This is a genomic window from Shewanella gelidii (assembly GCF_014647855.1).
GTDB lineage: Bacteria > Pseudomonadota > Gammaproteobacteria > Enterobacterales > Shewanellaceae > Shewanella > Shewanella gelidii.
Window position 1 is genome coordinate 82,810 of the sequence record NZ_BMPZ01000010.1, and the last position, 18,412, is coordinate 101,221.

General features: G+C 45.5%; 13 protein-coding genes. 4 read left to right on the top strand and 9 right to left on the bottom strand.

Translation table 11 applies throughout. The features are described from left to right. Position 1: 1 nt before the first annotated feature. The 4 genes from IEY18_RS14955 to IEY18_RS14970 all read right to left on the bottom strand — a co-directional run bounded on the left by IEY18_RS14955 (position 2) and on the right by IEY18_RS14970 (position 9,065). Complete coding sequence (locus IEY18_RS14955; protein ID WP_188922272.1) at positions 2 to 4,675, bottom strand: transporter substrate-binding domain-containing protein; 4,674 nt, start codon at positions 4,673 to 4,675, stop codon at positions 2 to 4. A gap of 218 nt (positions 4,676 to 4,893) precedes the next feature. Next, on the bottom strand, positions 4,894 to 7,944 hold the full coding sequence (locus IEY18_RS14960; protein ID WP_188922274.1) for an immune inhibitor A domain-containing protein: 3,051 nt from the start codon (positions 7,942 to 7,944) through the stop codon (positions 4,894 to 4,896). 1 nt (position 7,945) lies between these two features. Beyond that, positions 7,946 to 8,251, bottom strand: a complete 306-nt coding sequence (locus IEY18_RS14965) for a hypothetical protein (RefSeq protein WP_188922276.1) — start codon at positions 8,249 to 8,251, stop codon at positions 7,946 to 7,948. Between the two features lie 223 nt (positions 8,252 to 8,474). Continuing rightward, the gene (locus IEY18_RS14970; RefSeq protein ID WP_188922278.1) at positions 8,475 to 9,065 is read right to left on the bottom strand and encodes a YhgN family NAAT transporter; all 591 of its coding nucleotides are present in this window, start codon (positions 9,063 to 9,065) and stop codon (positions 8,475 to 8,477) included. A gap of 269 nt (positions 9,066 to 9,334) precedes the next feature. On the opposite strand from IEY18_RS14970, the gene IEY18_RS14975 reads away from it, so the two are divergent. Together IEY18_RS14975 and IEY18_RS14980 are read left to right on the top strand one after the other, a co-directional pair. Continuing rightward, entirely contained in the window at positions 9,335 to 10,870 is a 1,536-nt protein-coding gene (locus IEY18_RS14975; RefSeq protein ID WP_188922280.1) for a metal transporter, read from the top strand. A 65-nt stretch (positions 10,871 to 10,935) separates the two neighbouring features. Further along, positions 10,936 to 11,730, top strand: a complete 795-nt coding sequence (locus IEY18_RS14980; protein WP_188922282.1) for an NRDE family protein — start codon at positions 10,936 to 10,938, stop codon at positions 11,728 to 11,730. A 67-nt stretch (positions 11,731 to 11,797) separates the two neighbouring features. On the opposite strand, the gene IEY18_RS14985 is transcribed toward IEY18_RS14980, so the two are convergent. Then, on the bottom strand, positions 11,798 to 12,217 hold the full coding sequence (locus IEY18_RS14985) for a YybH family protein (protein WP_188922284.1): 420 nt from the start codon (positions 12,215 to 12,217) through the stop codon (positions 11,798 to 11,800). A 143-nt stretch (positions 12,218 to 12,360) separates the two neighbouring features. On the opposite strand from IEY18_RS14985, the gene IEY18_RS14990 reads away from it, so the two are divergent. Beyond that, positions 12,361 to 12,912, top strand: coding sequence for a lysophospholipid acyltransferase family protein (locus tag IEY18_RS14990; RefSeq protein ID WP_188922286.1), 552 nt, complete (start codon positions 12,361 to 12,363; stop codon positions 12,910 to 12,912). Here IEY18_RS14990 and IEY18_RS14995 read toward each other — a convergent pair. Beyond that, entirely contained in the window at positions 12,902 to 14,161 is a 1,260-nt protein-coding gene (locus IEY18_RS14995; protein ID WP_188922288.1) for a mechanosensitive ion channel family protein, read from the bottom strand. The genes IEY18_RS14990 and IEY18_RS14995 overlap by 11 nt on opposite strands. Positions 14,162 to 14,372: 211 nt before the next feature. Here IEY18_RS14995 and IEY18_RS15000 point away from each other — a divergent pair, with 211 nt between their 5' ends. Further along, a complete protein-coding gene (locus IEY18_RS15000) occupies positions 14,373 to 15,029 on the top strand; it encodes a DUF3157 family protein (protein ID WP_188922290.1) in 657 nt (218 codons plus the stop codon). Positions 15,030 to 15,095: 66 nt separating this feature from the next. Here IEY18_RS15000 and IEY18_RS15005 read toward each other — a convergent pair whose 3' ends face one another. The 3 genes from IEY18_RS15005 to IEY18_RS15015 all read right to left on the bottom strand — a co-directional run bounded on the left by IEY18_RS15005 (position 15,096) and on the right by IEY18_RS15015 (position 18,370). Next, the gene (locus IEY18_RS15005) at positions 15,096 to 15,566 is read right to left on the bottom strand and encodes a PaaI family thioesterase (RefSeq protein ID WP_188922292.1); all 471 of its coding nucleotides are present in this window, start codon (positions 15,564 to 15,566) and stop codon (positions 15,096 to 15,098) included. Positions 15,567 to 15,753: 187 nt separating this feature from the next. Continuing rightward, positions 15,754 to 17,430 (bottom strand): methyl-accepting chemotaxis protein, encoded by a 1,677-nt coding sequence (locus IEY18_RS15010; RefSeq protein WP_188922294.1) that lies wholly within the window; start codon positions 17,428 to 17,430, stop codon positions 15,754 to 15,756. Between the two features lie 43 nt (positions 17,431 to 17,473). Further along, entirely contained in the window at positions 17,474 to 18,370 is an 897-nt protein-coding gene (locus tag IEY18_RS15015) for a type IV pili methyl-accepting chemotaxis transducer N-terminal domain-containing protein (protein ID WP_188922296.1), read from the bottom strand. Positions 18,371 to 18,412: the final 42 nt, after the last annotated feature.

Genomic DNA, 18,412 nt, shown 5'->3' on the forward strand with positions numbered 1-18,412 from the left:
TTCAGTATTCATTTTTTTTGGCACCCTTAATTTGCTGACTCAGGAACTCATTGACAATATTGAGTGCATGGTCAAATTCAAACTCACCAATTTGCTCTGATAATAAGCTGAACAACTCTGGTGGGATTTGCCCCTGAAGGGCTTTTATTTGTGATCTTGCCGCAGGATCACCTTTGGACAGGCTTTCAGATAAGGGATGCAAAACCGATTGCAATTGCTCTGGGTTTAAGTCGGCATCATCGATAGCTATCACCTTGTCCTGTGACGGGTCACCATACTGACTTGCAGCAAGCGCCTCAAATAGTTCAGAAAAATGATAGCGGAACATCTTACATTGCCCCTGTTCAAATGCGGGCTCACCAAGGGCAATAACTTGCTCAAAATCGCGAGCAGACTGCTCCAATGGCTTCGCGCCAATATTGCCCGCGACTCCACGGATGGTATGAACAATTCGTTTCACATCATCAAATCGCCCCTCATTTTTGGCACTTTCAATCTGCTCCAGATCAAGCTTGTGACGCTGATAAAAATCAGCGACTAACTTTGTATAAAGTTGATCATTGCCACCGACCCGATTAATGCCCCATTTCACATCTAACCCTGCAACTTGAGGCATTGATAGTTGCAAACGTTCTGAATCTCGGCTGGTTGGTGAATTTTTTACTGGCTGCAGCCATTGGCTAAGCACAAAGTACAAACGCTCAGGGTCAATCGGCTTTGCAATATGGTCGTTCATCCCCGCTTCAAAGCAACGTTGCTGGTCATCCTTCATGGCATGCGCCGTCATTGCAACAATTGGCAACTCTGCAAATCGCCCCTGCTTCCGGATCGCTTTTGTGGTCGCAAAACCATCCATTACGGGCATTTGTATATCCATTAACACAAGGTCAAAAGCCTGCATTTCCAATATATTGAGCGCCTCTTGACCATTGCTCGCGAGCACCGCATTGATACCGATTAAACCAAGCATTTCTTTGGCGACAACCTGATTAATGGGGTGGTCTTCTACAAGCAAAACCTGCCCTTGCAAAGGCGGTTGATTCACAGACGCAACCGGATTGGCGGTGCCCCCCTGCTGATGGAATACTTTCATGATGCTGTCAAAAAGTAGTGATGCATTAAGCGGCTTGATAAGGAAGGCATCAAGCTGCTCATGTTCAGCTTGCTGCATCACGTCTTCACGACCGTATGCCGTCAGCAGAATAATAGCGGGCATCACTTTTAACTGCAGATACTTGATACTTCGGCTTGCTTCAATGCCATTCATCCCTTGCATTTGCCAATCCATCAAAATCAGCTGATACGCCTGCTCATTGTCGTTGTGGTTCACGCGATGAACAGCCTCAATAGCCTCCATTCCTGAAGAGACCACATCAACTCGGAACGAGAAAGAGCGTAAAGTTTCAGCATTAATTTGTCGGGCAAAAGCATTATCATCGACGACAAGAACCCGCATCCCACGTAACTCGGCCGTGATAGGATAAGCCTCTTTACGGCTCGGTGCCGACAATGTCGCTAAAGAGAGCTCAAAGCAAAAAGTACTGCCTGAGCCTTCTTGACTCGTTGCTGACATGGTGCCCCCCATAAGCTCCACCAGCAACTTACAAATACTTAAACCCAGCCCCGTCCCGCCATGGGTTCTTGTGTAACTATTATCCGCTTGGGTAAAAGGTCGAAAAAGCTTTTCCAATGCTGCTTCAGAAATCCCGACTCCAGAATCAATCACTTCAAACTTGAGCCTTGCCTGCTGCTCACTTTGTTCGACCAAGCGAATTTTTACGATCACCTGCCCTTGTTCTGTGAATTTCAAAGCATTTTGGGTCAGATTGATCAAAACCTGCTCGATTCGAAGCGGGTCTCCAACCAAAGTGTCAGGAATTTCAGGGTCGATATCTAGATAAATGTTGAGTTGTTTTTCAGATGCTTTTAAAGCAAATAAATTGGAAATATTTGTCACAATATCATTGAGTTGAAAAGGGTGAACCTCAACATCAAGCTTACCTGCTTCTATTTTAGAAAAATCAAGAATGTCATTAATGACCTTTAGTAGTGTTAATGAGGCCCGCTTTATTTTCCCTGCATAATCTTGCTGTTTTTCATCTAAACTTGTCGAAAGTAACAGGTGCGTCATACCAACAATCGCATTCATAGGTGTACGAATTTCATGGGACATATTCGCTAGGAATTGGCTTTTAAAATGACTGGCTTGATCTGCAGCCAACTTTGCTTGAGCCAGTGTTTCGCGACTTGCAGCAAGGTAATCTTTTGATTGCTGCAATTTCCGGTTCCATATGAAAATGACAATAAAAATAGGTGCTATAACCAAGCAAGTGAGGAGTATTGCCCGCTTGATCAAATAGCTACTTGCTTGATGTTCAAACTCAACCACAAACCAGCGATGTTCAATATCTTTTATTTGTTGTGTACTTAAACCATCAATCGCCATATTTAAAATGGGGATCAATTCTGGCCAGTCCTTTCTAACGCCTATCGTATGTTCAAATTGGTAAGCGGTCGGTGCAGCAACCTTAATGTTGTTAGTTCCTTGCTCCGTCATAGACCAAGTCGTCGCGCCGAGCGCCCCAATAAAAGCATCTACTTTACCTCGGCTTAACGCTGCCAGCGCCGCCTCTGTATTTTCATAGCTTACGAGCGCCAACTCGGGGTAGTCTCGCCTTAGTACACTTTCAACGCCATACTGATCGACCACACCAATTTGATGGCCACTGAGATCATCAATACTAGAAACAAATTGCGTTTCCTCTTGTACAAAAATCATGTAAGGGCTGCGCATATACGGCTTGGTAAACAACAAATGCTCACGCCCTTCGGTCGTTGGTGACAGCAATGGCATCAGATCGATACGACCTTGTTTTAAGTTGTTTAACGCACTTTTACGACTTAAATGGGTATTCGTTGAAAGCTCTACATCCAATTGCTCAACCAACAACGCCATGATCTCAGCTGACATCCCTTGGTGCCGGTTTTGCTCATCAACAAACTCATAGGGGGCTTGATGCTTATTCACACCCGCTCGCCACTGTGGGTGCTTATTCAGCCATAAGCTTTGTTCGAAACTTAATTTCAGAGGAATCGATTGTTCAGAAAGCGGATGATTCACCCACTTTTTAAGGATGGATTGCCGCTCTGCCACCGTAATACTACTCAGTGCTTTGTCAATAATTGTCGACAGCGGTCGCCACTCTGGGTCTTGATGAACCGCAAACCGCTGCAAGGAACGGGGAAAGCCAGGGTCACCGGACAGCTCGATATTGGTTAATTGTAAATTGTGCTGCAACCAAGAGATCACAGCTTGATTGCCGATGTATGCGTCTACTTCACCAAAAGACAAAGACTTCAGCGCTTTTGCAGTCGTAGGGTACGTCTGTAACTGAATTTGAGGGTAACGCTCGATAATCACATCATACAAAAAGAACCCGTCTTCAATGGCAACTTTTTTACCATTGAGTTGTGCTAGCGTCGTATACTTTTCACCGTTACGCTGACTGGCTATGACCTTTACCGCGCCAAAGTAAGGAGAGCTAAACCATAAGTCTTGTGCGCGCCTTGGAGTTTTCACAATCGTCGCCGCAAACTTGATTTTTCCTGCTCTCAATTGGGCCAACATATCCTTAAAGCTTCGGAACTTCTTAGGAACCAGTTTAACCCTCAACTTCTTTGCCAACAGCTTGACATAATCATTGGCAATTCCCGAGTGTTCTCCGCTTTCAGCAAAAAAATCTACGGGAGGCCAGCGGCCATCGACCCCCACTTCAATCACTGGATGTTGCTGTAACCATCGCTTTTCTTCGGGGGTCAAACGATCAATAAAACGTTGCGAAATTTTGTCATTTTCGGATTCGACATATTCCCAATGAAACCCACTCCATTTAGCCGAAATGGCATCTTTACTGTGATTGGTTACCAGCTGCGCATAGCGGTCAATTTTCTGAATTAACTTTTGGTTCCCAATGCGCACCGCAGCATGATAGCCCCGGTCATAAATAGACTTCTCTAATCGATTAAATTTGACCTTACTTGGGTGAGATTGCAGATAACGCTGAAGATATAACCCCTGACTAATAAAAAGCTGCACTTCTCCCCGTACCGCAGCTTCAAACAGCTGGCGATATCCTGAGTAGGTTTTAATATCGGCACTCGGGTAGTTTTCTAGCAGCCATTGGTGATGGTAACTGTTCAGTGTGACGCCAACGGTGTAAAGGTTGATATCATCGATAGATTCAACTTGCGCTAAAGTTGGGTGGGAAAAAAGAGAATAGGCACTGTGTAACAACGGCACCGAGAATGCCATCTGCTTGGCTCTTTTAGCGCTTTGAAATACACCGGCTATAACATCAATTTCCCCTTGCTGAAGCCAAGCTTGAGTTTGTGCATTCGTACCCGCAATAAACTCAACGTCCGTATTTGCCACCTCTGCCCAAGTTCGCCAGTAGTCGATTAAGACCCCTTTTGCTTCCCCGAGATCACCTCTGTACTGCAAGGGCGCACTATCGACACGGTAACCAATTTTGATCGGTTGCTGGGCTTGACTAGAAAAACTCACCAGCAACACATACAGAAGCAGGCCAATAATTAGCCCCCTTCCATTATTTAACTCTCTGAACAAGAATGAAAAGTATCGCAATTCAACCATTCCTTGGGGACGCGTATCCACTATAATATGCCTGTTACACGCCTATTATTTCCGTTTACATCACAATTTATAGGTTAAATTGTCAGCAAGCGCACGGTCAGCTTTAAAAATCGAGTTGTTATCCGCTAAAAGTTTGACCCGGATCTGATTAATCCTTTGTTCACAAAATAAAAAAGCACCTACAAGAGGTGCTTTAGAACGAATGAAACGGCTAGCTTTTACTGTTTACTTCGGCTATCTCAATTCCAGCGTCTTCTGAACACTAAAAGAGATAAAAGAACCAATATTCCACCGCCTAAGCTACCGCCAGAGCTTTTAACACTACTCGATGTCGTTGGCGGAGTAACAGGCGCAGACACAGTCACTGTGAGTATCGCCGTACTGGTTTCGTTTTGCGTGTCGGTCACCGTCAACGTCACAATATAAGTCCCCGCAGCGCCATAGGTATGCGATGGTGCTTGCGCAGTGCTTCCCGTACCATCACCAAAGTCCCATAGATAACTTAAGCTCCCTAGGCCACCTGAACTCGTATTCGTAAGCGTTAAGCTTAAATCCGTCGAACTCGCCGTAAACCCTGCCGTCGGAACAACATACACTGTGACACTTTGGCTAGTGCTTGCTTGCACACCATCATTATTTGTGACGGTAAGTGTAACGGTGTAAGTGCCACTTGCGTTGTAAGTATGTGAGGCATTCGCTGAGGTTAAAGTATTGCCGTCGCCGAAATCCCATAAATAGCTACTAATCGACGATGAGCCCCCTGTTGATGTAGATATGAATTCTACACTTAAGTTATTCGTACTCAGACTAAACTCAGCAACAGGTAACACTGAAATCGTGACAGACTCCGTTACGGTAACACTGGCATCCGCACTATCAGTCACCGTTAAGGTAACGTTATAAGTGCCTGCCGCAGCATAAGTATGGCTTGGAGACGCTTGCTCACTTACTGCAGAGCCATCACCAAAGTTCCAAGAATAACGATAAGCTGGCTCCCCACCTGAAACCGTAGACGTAAAACGAGCAGTTAACCCTTCAAGGCTTGATGCAACTGTTGCTGCTAGTGGCAAATCGCCATTTAAGTTGAATCTTACCGTGGCTGTGCTCGAGTCAGTCGCTTGTTCAATCACATCCATCGTTAACCCAAGTGTCGACAAAATCATGCCGGATTGAGGTTGAGATGGACTTGAGTAATCCAAAGCATCATCAAATCTTGAAACTGCCGTTAAGTGGTTATCATTTGCATAGGCCGTTTGATCGTTCATGCTAAATGCAGCGTCTCTTATTTGAGTCTGTGTTCCACTTGAGCCGATCATGTTTTGGTCAGCATCGATAACCCCAATCAAACTCGTACCAGGGTGAACAGAAACGTTATTATCGGCATTACTGAAATCTTCTAGCCACAGCAAAACACCGGGCTCATAACCCATCAAACGTAAATCCGAGTCAACGCCTTGATAATTACGCAATTGCACAATATAACGCCGTGCAGCTCCTGGACGTTCAGAACCAATTCTAACAAAGCCATTTAAACTCACAGCATTTGCGGCCTCAGCACCATCGCTAAATAATGTTGCAGCGCCTTGAGTAACCAGAATGTCATCGACAGCAAAGCCATATTCTGAAACAGACTCATCCGTTACATAATGAATACTTATGGTCACATTGCGTCCCGCATAGCCGCTTAAGTCATAAGCTAAATCTACACGATTATTTGGCGCTGCAGCACCAGTGATACTACTAGAACTACCTGACAAATAGTTTGTCGAATTATTACGAGGATTGATCGCTTGCGTATGGTTTCCAGCAACCGGAACACCATCTACCATGACCTGCAAGTAATCCCAATCTTGCTCAATATTCCAGTGCGCTTTCATCTCTAAAGCTAATGGGGTCGCATTCGGCAAGTCCACATCAAAATTAAGCACATTATTCAGCAAATTTCCTTGATCAGAATAGTACTGGTAACTTCCTGAAATTGGCGCTTCGAATGGGATCGAAGCACTCGGTAATGCAACAGACAACTGGTTTACTGTACCCGCTTCATGGTTTACAGCATTGTTAATACTAAAGCTGGTTGGGTTATTGGTAATATCCGCGAGTTCAACATCTTGTTCTTTAATCCAATTCCCTTTGTACTTTTCTTGCAAATAGGAGCGCGCATACGGGCTAAAACCACTAGGGCGAGTTCCGGCGAGTGCACCAACCCAGCTGCCACCCGACATTAATGACCATAAACCGACCGGGGAGCCATCACCTGTATTGGTTGTATCATATTCATCCGGCAGGCCAAGATCATGACCAAATTCATGGACACAAACTCCCGCAGCGGCATCAATCGGCTGGATGGTATACCCATAAGCCTTCATCGATGTACCAGGTATGGTGTAACCTCGATCTTGCTGATTGATAAAAAATCGGTGCGACCAGATAGCATCATCCCCTAACACCCCACCACCGGCTTCCTCGCCGATACTAGAATGAAACAGCATAATGTGATCAATAATGCCGTCAGGTTCGTCAATATTTCCGTCGGAATCTAAATCATAGGGGTCTTCCACATCATAAGAAGCCAATTCAGTGGCAGTCATGTCCGCCACTGCAGCAGTGACCGCTTCTTGTACTAATGTTTCAACCGCAACATCACCATCTCCACTCGAGCCGTTTCCACCATAAAATGCCGCATTATTTGCAGCCCGATACCAACCTTTTACATCTCCGGTGAAGAAAAAAGTTTGCCCTGACTCTTCTTGGAAGTACTGATAACCCGACTGTAAATTTTGCCCTTGAGGACCTGTGAATCCTGAAGTAGAAAACAGCAAGTCTCTGTAATGATTGATTGGATAGCTTGGATAGTACATATCCGTATCACCGACCGAGAGCCGGTTGTCATTATTTGGAAGATCAGGAAAATCAATTAAAATCCCGAGTACTTTCACCGTTTTTTGAATCAACGCATCGCCAGGAGGTGTTGCTCTTTGGCTTAAGCGTTTATCAGCCTTCTCAAGTTGAATTTGTGCCAATCGACGCTTTTCAGCTTCCACTTCCAATCGACCAGCTTTAGGCGTCGCGCCAGCATGAAGCGTAAAGGACCGAATTGCTGCGGCTTTCTCTACTTGCGTTGCGTCAACAGCAAGCTCCCCACGCTTCATTAGCCAATAAAGAATTTGCTGTTCGTTTATCACACCGGCATCTGCTGGTGTCCGTTCAATTGGCGCAGCACCGACGTTGCCGGTAATTGCCAGCATGAGACCTAGAGCGCCGCCCATTGCGACTGGATATTTCTTCATTCTATGACTTCCCTTTGATGTCTTTCCCACAGCGCTTAAAGGCTTCTTGACGCATTTGAATATATTCAGCGACTTTGGCATCCGCTTGCTCTGGCGTCATATCCGCTGTGATATAACCATTTTTGATGAGGTTTTGCTTTAACTTAGTCGTATCACGGATAGGTGGCATGGCATGACATGGTAACGGCTTTACTACTTTCGCCGTTTGAGTCTGAGACTCAGTTACGGGTTGTGATGCCTGTTCTGACGAATGACAACCGCCAATCGCTATCATCACTAACATCCAAATTGTGTGTATTCGCTTCAAAATGCACTCCTTTAACAGCTTTGACACAACAGGGTAACAATAGTTTCCAAATTGCCTCAATAAGTTCTTCCTACAACTCCAGCTCTATTCAGCTCGGGTTCAGTTAACTTTTCAAGCTTAGTCGCTACTTATCCGTTTAAGATTAAATATGGCTCACAAAAAAAGCCAGTTGGTGACGAAATAACACCAAACTGGCTCTAAACACTTAGCGAAATAAAAAGAGTTAGTTTTGCCCAATGTATGAAGAGATACCATCAAGGAACATTTGCACAGAAATCATCACGAGCACCATCCCCATTAAGCGCTCCACAGCAGTTAAGCCTTTCTCCCCAAGCAATCGGCTAAAGACCTTATAAAACAGTAGGATGATCGCACTCAGCCCCCATGCTATGAGAAGAGCGACCGTCCAATCCAGCATGCGTTCACCATCGGTATGTGCCAAAAGGATCAGCGCAGCAAGAATTGATGGCCCGGCCATCAAAGGAACCGCGAGCGGTACAATAAACGGTTCTTCACCTGCAGCGAGCCCCACAACACCACCCGGCTGTGGAAATATCATTCTAATTGCGATTAAAAACAGAATGATACCGCCAGCAATACTCACGGATTCAGAGCGCAAGTTCAGCACACTTAGCATCGCTTCGCCGGTATACAAAAACAGCAGCATGATAACCAAGGATATGAGCAACTCTCGAACGAGCACACGGCGACGCTTTTTGGCATCGATATGTCGCAAAATAGACGCGAAAATAGGTAGATTCCCGAGGGGATCCATAATAAGAAACAGCATCAAAGCTGCAGAGAGGATATCCATAAAAAGTCATCAGAGTAAAATCAACACAATCCTATATTGTATCTCTTTTTCAACATGCAGAGACAGTTATTTACTGCCAAAACTTTAAACCACCGACCCTGAGCCTCCCACAAAAGAGCGATAGGCATTTTTCTGCGACGGCTCAACCACTTTTAGCATCAAAAACTTATATTTGAGTCAAAAAATAGCAAATTTATTCTGTAATCTCTGCTCCACCAATCGAATGCTGATATACTGTGCCGTTCGTAAATCGTCTGCGCTTGGAAACCATGCTTTATCTTATTTCTAGCTGTATCGCCTTATTGCTAGGGCCGATTTTTTATCGATTTTTTGCCACAAATAATGGTCTTCATAAAGGGCTAGACGGCTTTATATTCGTCTCTCTCGGAGGCTTGGTCCTCGTACATATTCTCCCTGAGCTACTTGAACATGGCGGCCTGCTAGCGATTTTCTTTGTATTGCTCGGCTTGTGGGGTCCAACGGCAAGCGAAAAAATATTTCATAAATACAGCGAGATAACGCACAACCTCACCCTAGTGCTCGGTATCGGTGGCTTGCTACTGCATACCCTAACTGACGGTGGAGCAATGGTTCTTGCACAGCAAGAACACAATTCAAATTTGCTGGCTTTAGGTGTCATTTTACATCGACTGCCCGTCGGTGTTGCTATCTGGTGGTTGCTCAAACCACAGGTTGGCACACGTTGGGCCAGTGCGGTTATTGCGAGCATGATGGTGTTGACCGCAATAGGATATTTTGCGGGAGAACAATGGCTTACACAACTAAGCCTAGACAACACTGCTTACCTACAAGCATTTGTTACCGGCTCAATCCTCCATGTCGTGGTACACCAACCCCACGGACAGCCGGATACAGGGGATTCCGGGCGATTCAAGTACCAAGCGGGCGTTGGCAGCTTACTGGGATTAGGTTTACTGTTTGTTTTACTGATGATGGATTCGGGTGGACACGAACACCACCATCATGAAAGTAGCTATGAGCACCTTATTGACTGGATGCTTACCATTGCTCCTGTGCTGCTCCTTAGCTATGGCATTGCTGCTATACGCTTCCATTTCGGCCAATCACCAACCACATCTTCAAGACGCTCACTATGGCTGCAAAGGCTATGTGGACCTGAAGCGCTGGTTATTAGCTTGGTACTGCTTGGGCCAATTTTTGCGCTCACTCAAACTGCCAGTTTATTGATGATTGGTACAATACTTACACTGACAAAAGCAATGCCAACGGATCCACACCTTGACACCCCGAGCAGCCCGATACGCTTCGGTTTTGCTCATCTTATCGATCGAAGTGCACCTTGGGTATTGCTCAGCTTAATTCTTGCAAACTTGATTGGTCACCCTTCAGTACCACTAGCAAACCCATACGCCCAAGTGGCAATTTTGCTGATGGTCTTTTTACCGATGCGATTCTGCAACCTTGGTGCCGCTGTACTCGCCGTTGCTTTGGCCTATAGCGGCTGGGAACCGATTGCCGTGTTCTTACCCCTCATTGCCGCACCGTGGTTGAACATTAAGCAACTCAAACTATTGAGTCCGCTGCAAGCTATCGCTGCTATCGCCGCATTACTCGTCAGCTTATACGTCGCCAACATGTGGATTGGCCATTGGCAAACCCTTTTCGCTTTTCCATCCTTTATCCAAGTGGTGTCTTTAAGTATCTTAGCCATCCTATTTGCATTAAGCCTACTTCGCCTAGGTCCGAGAGACTTTTTAGGCAAACTCATGGTCATTCGTGGTAAACCGCACGATCACCATCATGACCACGGTCATCACCATTAAATTTACGCTTCTATTTTGATCACCAAGGGGCTAAGTTATAAACATCGCCCCTCAAAGCTCAGCCTATGTGTATTCTCTTTATTGGTTTGAATTGCCACGCAACATACGACCTCATCGTCTGTGCTAACCGAGATGAGTTCCATCACCGCGCAACTGCACCTGCGGACTTTTGGCCACCGAGTAAACAGCTGCTGGCTGGCAAGGATCTGCTCGCTGGGGGCACTTGGCTTGGATTAAATCAACTAGGCCAAGTCGCTGCGCTCACGAATATTCGAGATCCTCAAGGGCAAAGCAATAATATGCGCAGCCGCGGCGATCTTGTCGTAAAAGCCCTGACATCTACAACGATATCTCCTGACTGGCTGCGGCAACATAGCAAAGCCTATAATCCATTCAACCTTGTATTCCCACATCAGCACCAGCTGTGCTGCTACCACAGCGCAACTCACCAATTAACAAACTTAGCTGACGGATTTCATGCCATTAGCAATGGCGCTATGGATGACAAGTGGCCCAAAATGGCGAAAGGAGAACAAGCACTCGAAGCATATATTCAACAAAACCAAACGATTTCAATCGATGACCTGCTCTCCATCATGCAAGATGAATCTCAACCGACCGACGACCAATTGCCTGAAACTGGCGTCAGCCTAGAGTGGGAACGTCGCTTATCTTCTATCTATATCCGCCATCCCGAGTATGGAACTCGTTCGACATCAGTGATTTTAAGAAGCCGTCAAGGCCATTGTCAGTTTGTGGAAGTTAGATACGACGGAAAGGGGCGACAACTCGGTCGCCAAGTATTTCAGTTTGACAAGGAAGAAGATAAGGGCGTTCGAACAGAGCCCTTTGACGGCTAGCGATATTTCTGTCCTCGTCAACAATCACTCGCTTAAAGCATTGCGGAACGCCAATCAGTAGGCAGTATTACTCCGAAGTATGGTCATGGGTTATCAACCACTGCTCTTCAATTTTTTCCATCAGCAAAGTAAAAACACCTTTGGGATTGTCTTTTTGGCGCGTAAGTTCCCAACGCCCTACCACAATGGCAGCGACATCACTGAGTAACTGGATATGATGGATGGTAAACTTGAGCTCACCAAGTGCTGCTTTATTAGGATAATGTTTCTTATAGGCTGCAAGCGTCGGCTCCCAGCCATATCGAAAGTCATTTTGAGTCACAAAGCGCATGTGCTCACTCTGCCAATATCCTTTCATATAGGAATCCAAATCTCCTTGGTTCCATGCTTGTTGCTGCGCCGTAATGACCTGGGTGATTTCTTCTTGCGGGGAAGCTGCCAAACTCAAAGGGCTGAGCAAAACCAAAGCCCAAATAAACTGTCTCATCGTCCAATCCTTTGTTCTCAATAAATCTTTGACTAAAAAGTGCTTGAACTCACTTCTCAATGTGGCACCACATTTGAAGCGATAATCTAAGATAAACTACAATGGTAACTAGTCAATTCTACCACTATTAACATTGAGCACTTATGTTCCAAGTCATTTGCCGTTGGCTTTTAAAAATCTGCGGCTGGAAAATCGAAGGCACTTTACCCTCACAGTCTAAATACATCATGATTGTTGCACCCCATACAAGCAACTGGGACTTTGTTCTTGGTGTGATCGCACGTGGAGCCTTAGGTACACCGATAAATTTTTTAGGAAAGCACCAGCTATTTCAGCCGCCATGGGGATGGTTCTTTAAAGCGCTTGGAGGCCATCCAGTTGATCGGCGTAAAAACAACAACCTCGTTGATGCTGTTGTTGAGCTTTTTCAATCCAATCATACATTTAAACTTGCATTGGCCCCTGAAGGCACTCGGAGCACTGTCGAGCGTTGGAAAACTGGCTTTTATCATATTGCCGCCAAAGCAGAGGTTCCGATTATCAAAGTAGGCTTTGATTTCGCAAACCGCCAAGTCATCTTATGTCAGCCAATGTATGTCACCGGGGATATAGAAAATGATATGCGGGCAATTTTAAGCTTCTATCAAGGTATTTCTGGCCGGAAACCGAAAACAATTCCAGACTTCAAGTCTTAGCCACAAGTTGGCGCATATCAGTACCCGCAGGGCGCTGAAATACGTTTAACTCAAACTCTGACAAGATGGCGAAAATATGATCAAAAATATCGGCCTGAATATCTTCATAGATCGCCCAGCGAGTATCATTAATAAAGAGATATACCTCTATTGCCACCCCTTCTGCTGAAGGGGCTAATTGACGCACCAATAGGGTCATATCTTGGTGAACTTTGGGATGCTGCTTTAAATAGGCAAGCAAATAAGCTCGAAATGTACCGATATTTGTTAATGTTCTACCATTGGTCACTAACTCTCCAGCCGGAAGCTGACAGTTGACAGCATTAAGTTCATCTTGTTTTTCACTGAGGTACGCTTTCAACAAGTTGATATGCGACAGCCGCTGAATATCTTCCTCGGTAAGAAATCGAATACTCTGAATATCCAAAGCGACAGAACGCTTGATACGACGCCCACCAGATTCCGACATGCCACGCCAATTCTTAAAGGCATCAGACACCAAGGCATAGGCTGGAATCATGGTAATTGTGTTATCCCAGTTGCGGACCTTTACCGTCGTTAATGTCACTTCAGCTACATCACCATCCGCTCCATATTTAGGCATTTCAATCCAATCTCCAGGGCTCACCATACGATTGGCAGCAAGCTGAATACCGGCAACAAAGCCTAAAATTGTGTCACGGAAGACGAGCATCACTAAACCGGTTGCCACACCTAAACCACTTAAAAAATAAACTGGAGATTCATCGGCAAGTACAGAAATCGAGACAATGATCCCAACAAAAAAGAGAAATAGCTTAAATAGTTGCACAAAACTTTTAATCGGTAGGCGACGGCTAACCAGATTCACATCGGCAATTTCATTGGCTGCATCCAGGCACACGTATACACCGTTGATAAGCAAAATCACCACCCAAACACTGAGTACGCGATCAGCAAGCATCGCCGCCAAAGGGAACATTGTTAAGGCCATCGGGATCAACAGGTTCAATACTAATGCAGGTACAAGCATGGCGAATTTCTCAAGCACCTTGTGGCGCATGAATACATCGTCCCAAGTCACTTTAGAACGCTGAATGACTAGATTCATTGCGCTCACCACGCCACGCTTTACAAAATAGTAGGAGCCAATTGCCAGTAGCATACAACCCAATAGGGCCATTGAAGTCGACAAGCCATCCGTCGCCTGTCCATTGATACCCATTGAGGTGAGCCACTCTCCAACTTGCGAGCGTAATTCCTGATCCACTGTGATACTCCCTGCATCTTGATTGCACATCGTTACTGCTGGCTAACTTAGCATAAGTTAACTGCTGACACCCGCTAGAAATCCTAGCCGACGGACTTACGCCTTGTCACCCCATTTAAAGGAAATAAAGATATAAAATCAGCAAGAATCCATAGCATCTCAGTGCGGCAAGGTTTATCGTAAGGTCGTCTATTGATTGAAGGTTTCCAACATGACAAAAATTATCTATCAATGTTTTTTATGGATCAGCTTATTGCTGGTCAGCTGGGCAACAACTGCCGCCAACATTGCGACTGTTACATTAGAAAATGGCGCAACCGTCGTGCTTAAAGATGACTTTACTTGGGAGTACGTCATCCTCACAAAGCCCTCCCAACCAGAGTCCCAAGTGACACCTGCGATTGCAGTTGCACCTCAAGCGTCCGTAAGCCCAAGGTCCGGACAAGAAACCCCACCAGCGGCAACGCCGACAAATCAGGCCCCCCACGCTAGTGATATTCAGCCTATGAGTGCAGACCACTTATTGCAATCAGGGTTGCTGGCAAGTGCCGCCAAAGATGGCGTCAAAGTGCGTTATGAAAAGTCGACATGGCGTGATGATGAACTCGGGATGCAATTTGAGCTTGCAAGCAACAACTCTGATGGCGTCGTGACTGTCGAAGTAGAAGTAACCTTCTATGATGACGCGGGTCACCAACTTGACCAGCAAGTCATGAAAGCTTGGCAAGCGAGTTATCGCCAGCCAGAAACATACCTGCGCAAAGGGCAAACCCGTAGCAGCCGGATCATATGGGTTGAAGACATCGATAAGCGTCGTTGGAAAAAAGAAATGCTCCGTTTAAAGGTGCTCGAAGTTGATACACGCTAGCCACACAACGAACGCCCTCTAGTGGCCTGCTAACGCAGGCCTCATCGTGTGACAGATACAAGCATCTCACGACAGAGTCATCGTCTCGGGCATTTTTACAGCAATAACCTGCCCCTTCGCACAGACGACACCGTCGGCAGTTAACTGAATATCAACGACCACCTTTTTAGCTTTCACCTCAAGAATGGTCCCCACCAACTGCAATGGCACTCCCATTGGCGTTGGCGCAAGATAATCGACGTGCAATGCTGCGGTTACAAACCGTAACGCCGGTAAACTCCCGAGCGCCCGACCTTCTGCTTGATAGGCAGCGGCTGCAGCGCTACCCGTTCCGTGACAATCAATTAAAGAGGCAAGTAAGCCGCCATATACAAATCCCGGAATCGCTGTATATTTTTCATCAGGCGTGTAATGGGCAATTGTTTGTTCCCCCTGCCAATAACTTTTTAGCTGATGACCTTGCGGGTTATTTCGTCCACAACCAAAACAGTGGCTTAATTCATCTGGATAACTATCTTGAAATGCAATTGTTTCCATGGGGCTTCTCTGTTGGATAACTAAGCTCCACCCTAAAAGAGAGTGAACACTTGAACAACACAGACAATGGTCTTAATCCAGAAGTTAACAACCTAAATTACCATGAATAGATCGCGACAAAAAAAGGAGCCGAAGCTCCTTTTCATCCCATAAAGAATGTCATTCACCTAATCTTACCCACGCCAAACTACACCTTAAATTGAGACAACTGCTGCGCGAGCGTTTCACTTACGTGATTCAAAGACTCACAGGTTTCAACAGTATTGGCCACTTGTGTCGTGGTGATATGACCCAACTCATTAATCTGGATAATCCGCTGATTCAGCTCATCCGTCACCGAAGTTTGCTCTTTGGCAGCATTGGCAATTTGAGTATTCATTTCTGTAACCGTATGCATTGAGCCTGTAATTGCATCCAACGAGTCGCTCGCTAATTGTGCATCGCTAAGTGTACTCGCACTGGCAGCATGACTAGACTCCATAGCCGTCACGGCTTGCTTAGTTAACGACTGAATTTCATCAATAATGTTTCGAATATCTTTCGTGCTGCTCTCTGCTTTGGCGGCTAAAGAACGAACCTCGTCTGCAACGACCGCAAAACCACGGCCTTGCTCTCCAGCGCGCGCCGCTTCAATCGCCGCATTGAGAGCCAATAAGTTTGTTTGCTCAGATACCGATTGGATCACATTGACGACCGAATAAATTGCAGTGGATTTTTGATTCAGCGTATCAATAACCGCAACGGCACCTTGCACCTCACTCGCCAAGCCTGACACAGAGTTCAATGCATTATTGACGACTTGTTTGCCTGAGTCTGCATGCTGATTCACTTCAACAGCAGCATCTTCTGCACCAATAGCATTTTGGGCGACATCTTGAGACGTCACGCTCATCTGGTTAATCGCTGTCGCGATTTGTTCAACTTCTTGTTGCTGATCAATCAATGCACTGTTGCCATCGTTCATGGCTTGCAGCGTTTGATTCGAGGCCAGTTGAAGCTCTTCCATGGATTGTCCAACTTCTATCAGTAGTTGTTGGATTTTCTCCACAAAGCGATTAAAGGCCCCCGCAATCAAGGCCATTTCATCTTTGCTACCACTTTCTAATCGCTGAGTCAGATCGCCATCGCCGTCAGCAATATCTTGCATCAAACTCACTGTATTATTGATAGGCAACACAATCGCGCGAATCAACATATAAATGACAAAGGCTGCAAAGGCTGCCACCAGCACTAACGAAGTGACAAAAGAAGTTTGTTGCCACTTCACTTCCACCAGAGCTTCAGCGGCTAATGCTTCAATTTCATCACTGGTTTTTTTAGTGGATTGGCTTACGGCAACCTGCTCTTGCAAAAAGCTATTCAACTTAGAGACTTGAACGGCTTCAGCTGACAATTGATTGCTAAATTCATCCATGTTTTTTGACGATTCAACAATGTTTATCAGCGCTTCACGCCGCAAACGCTCACTGATATCCCCAATTTCATCACTAACTTCTTCCAAAATAGACAGCGATTCGTCGTCATATACATCTTCGGAAAGTTCTTCAATCGTTTCGATGAGCTCCGCCAAAGTCGAATTAATATCATCGACCTTGGCAGATATAAGCTTTGTGCGTTGGTTGGCTTTTTTAATGCCATCGACAATTTGCAACATGTCAGCATTCACAATGCCCAGCTTTTCACTACCCTGTGCTGAACCTTGCGTTGTTTTTTCAGCACTTTGCGCACTGCTCTCGGCAGCAACAACAACCTGCTCAAAACGATGTGCTAAACCACCATAGGACATCATCGCCCCTATACTAATGCCAAGGAGTAACACACACAGTAAAGCACCACTGGCATATAACTTTGTTTTAATTAGCATAAGGGCTCCCAAACCAATCCTTTAACAACCACTGACCATCAAACTATTTCGCAGCTTCTTTCTCATATAACTTAACTGCCGCGTTCATTTGCTTCAAAAGCGGTAAGTTCGACGCTGCAACCTGGTTAATTTGCTCAGCTGAAAGGGCGGTTGTTTTATAGTCAGCACCTTTTTCCACCAGTGGCTTAAACTTCACCCACAAGCCGCTCACAACTTCCAATTGATCAAGGATATGTTGTGGTTTTGTCCCCGGAAGACCCAACACCTCATCACCGTCTTTTAGGCCTTTCAAGGTGCGGTCAAACAAAGAGTAGGTTTCAAGAAGGTTTAACTTATTTTTTTCAACATCATGGCCCAGCGCAATCAAGAAAAATTCTTTGCTCATTTTTTGCGACAACATCCGCTGCTTCCCGGATAAGTTGAGCGTTGCAGCCAAACCTGGCGCGGCTTCTAGGCCACTTTTCTTGGCTTCTTTCTCATAAAGACCAACGGCTTTGTTCATCTGTTTTAACAAAGGTAGGTTTTTTGCAGCAATCGTAGATAACTGTTCTTGGCTGACTGCTTTTGAAGCTGTGATAGCTTGAATTGCTGGGTAAAACTCTGCCCAAATGCCAGCAACCTTATCCAGTTGACGCACAATGCGCTTGCTATCCGTTGCGGGTAATCCCAACGAACTATCGCCATCTTTAAGACCTTTTAGAGTCTTATCAAATAATGCCGAAGTGCCAGCTAGGTTTTTTAAGTTTTTCTCTGCATCAACATTCAAGGCGATCAAGGCAACTTCCTTGGTCATTTTCTGAGTCAGCATTCGCTGCTTGCCAGAAAGGTTCAATATCACCCCATAATCTGCAGCGGAAGGTGCAGCATAACAAGCCGTCACACTAGCAAGAGCCAGTCCACACAATACAAACAAGCGAACAACCAAATTGTAAAGCTTCATCGTTAGCGCCTCTCTTTGTTAATTCAATCCTATTGATTTAAA

What these genes read in the sequence shown, in the direction of transcription:
- IEY18_RS14960 (WP_188922274.1), bottom strand. Translation starts at nt 7,944, where the DNA reads ATGAAGAAATATCCAGTCGCAATGGGCGGCGCTCTAGGTCTCATGCTG.
- IEY18_RS14970 (WP_188922278.1), bottom strand. Translation starts at nt 9,065, where the DNA reads ATGGATATCCTCTCTGCAGCTTTGATGCTGTTTCTTATTATGGATCCC.
- IEY18_RS14975 (WP_188922280.1), top strand. Translation starts at nt 9,335, where the DNA reads ATGCTTTATCTTATTTCTAGCTGTATCGCCTTATTGCTAGGGCCGATT.
- IEY18_RS14980 (WP_188922282.1), top strand. Translation starts at nt 10,936, where the DNA reads ATGTGTATTCTCTTTATTGGTTTGAATTGCCACGCAACATACGACCTC.
- IEY18_RS14985 (WP_188922284.1), bottom strand. Translation starts at nt 12,217, where the DNA reads ATGAGACAGTTTATTTGGGCTTTGGTTTTGCTCAGCCCTTTGAGTTTG.
- IEY18_RS14990 (WP_188922286.1), top strand. Translation starts at nt 12,361, where the DNA reads ATGTTCCAAGTCATTTGCCGTTGGCTTTTAAAAATCTGCGGCTGGAAA.
- IEY18_RS15000 (WP_188922290.1), top strand. Translation starts at nt 14,373, where the DNA reads ATGACAAAAATTATCTATCAATGTTTTTTATGGATCAGCTTATTGCTG.
- IEY18_RS15005 (WP_188922292.1), bottom strand. Translation starts at nt 15,566, where the DNA reads ATGGAAACAATTGCATTTCAAGATAGTTATCCAGATGAATTAAGCCAC.
- IEY18_RS15010 (WP_188922294.1), bottom strand. Translation starts at nt 17,430, where the DNA reads ATGCTAATTAAAACAAAGTTATATGCCAGTGGTGCTTTACTGTGTGTG.
- IEY18_RS15015 (WP_188922296.1), bottom strand. Translation starts at nt 18,370, where the DNA reads ATGAAGCTTTACAATTTGGTTGTTCGCTTGTTTGTATTGTGTGGACTG.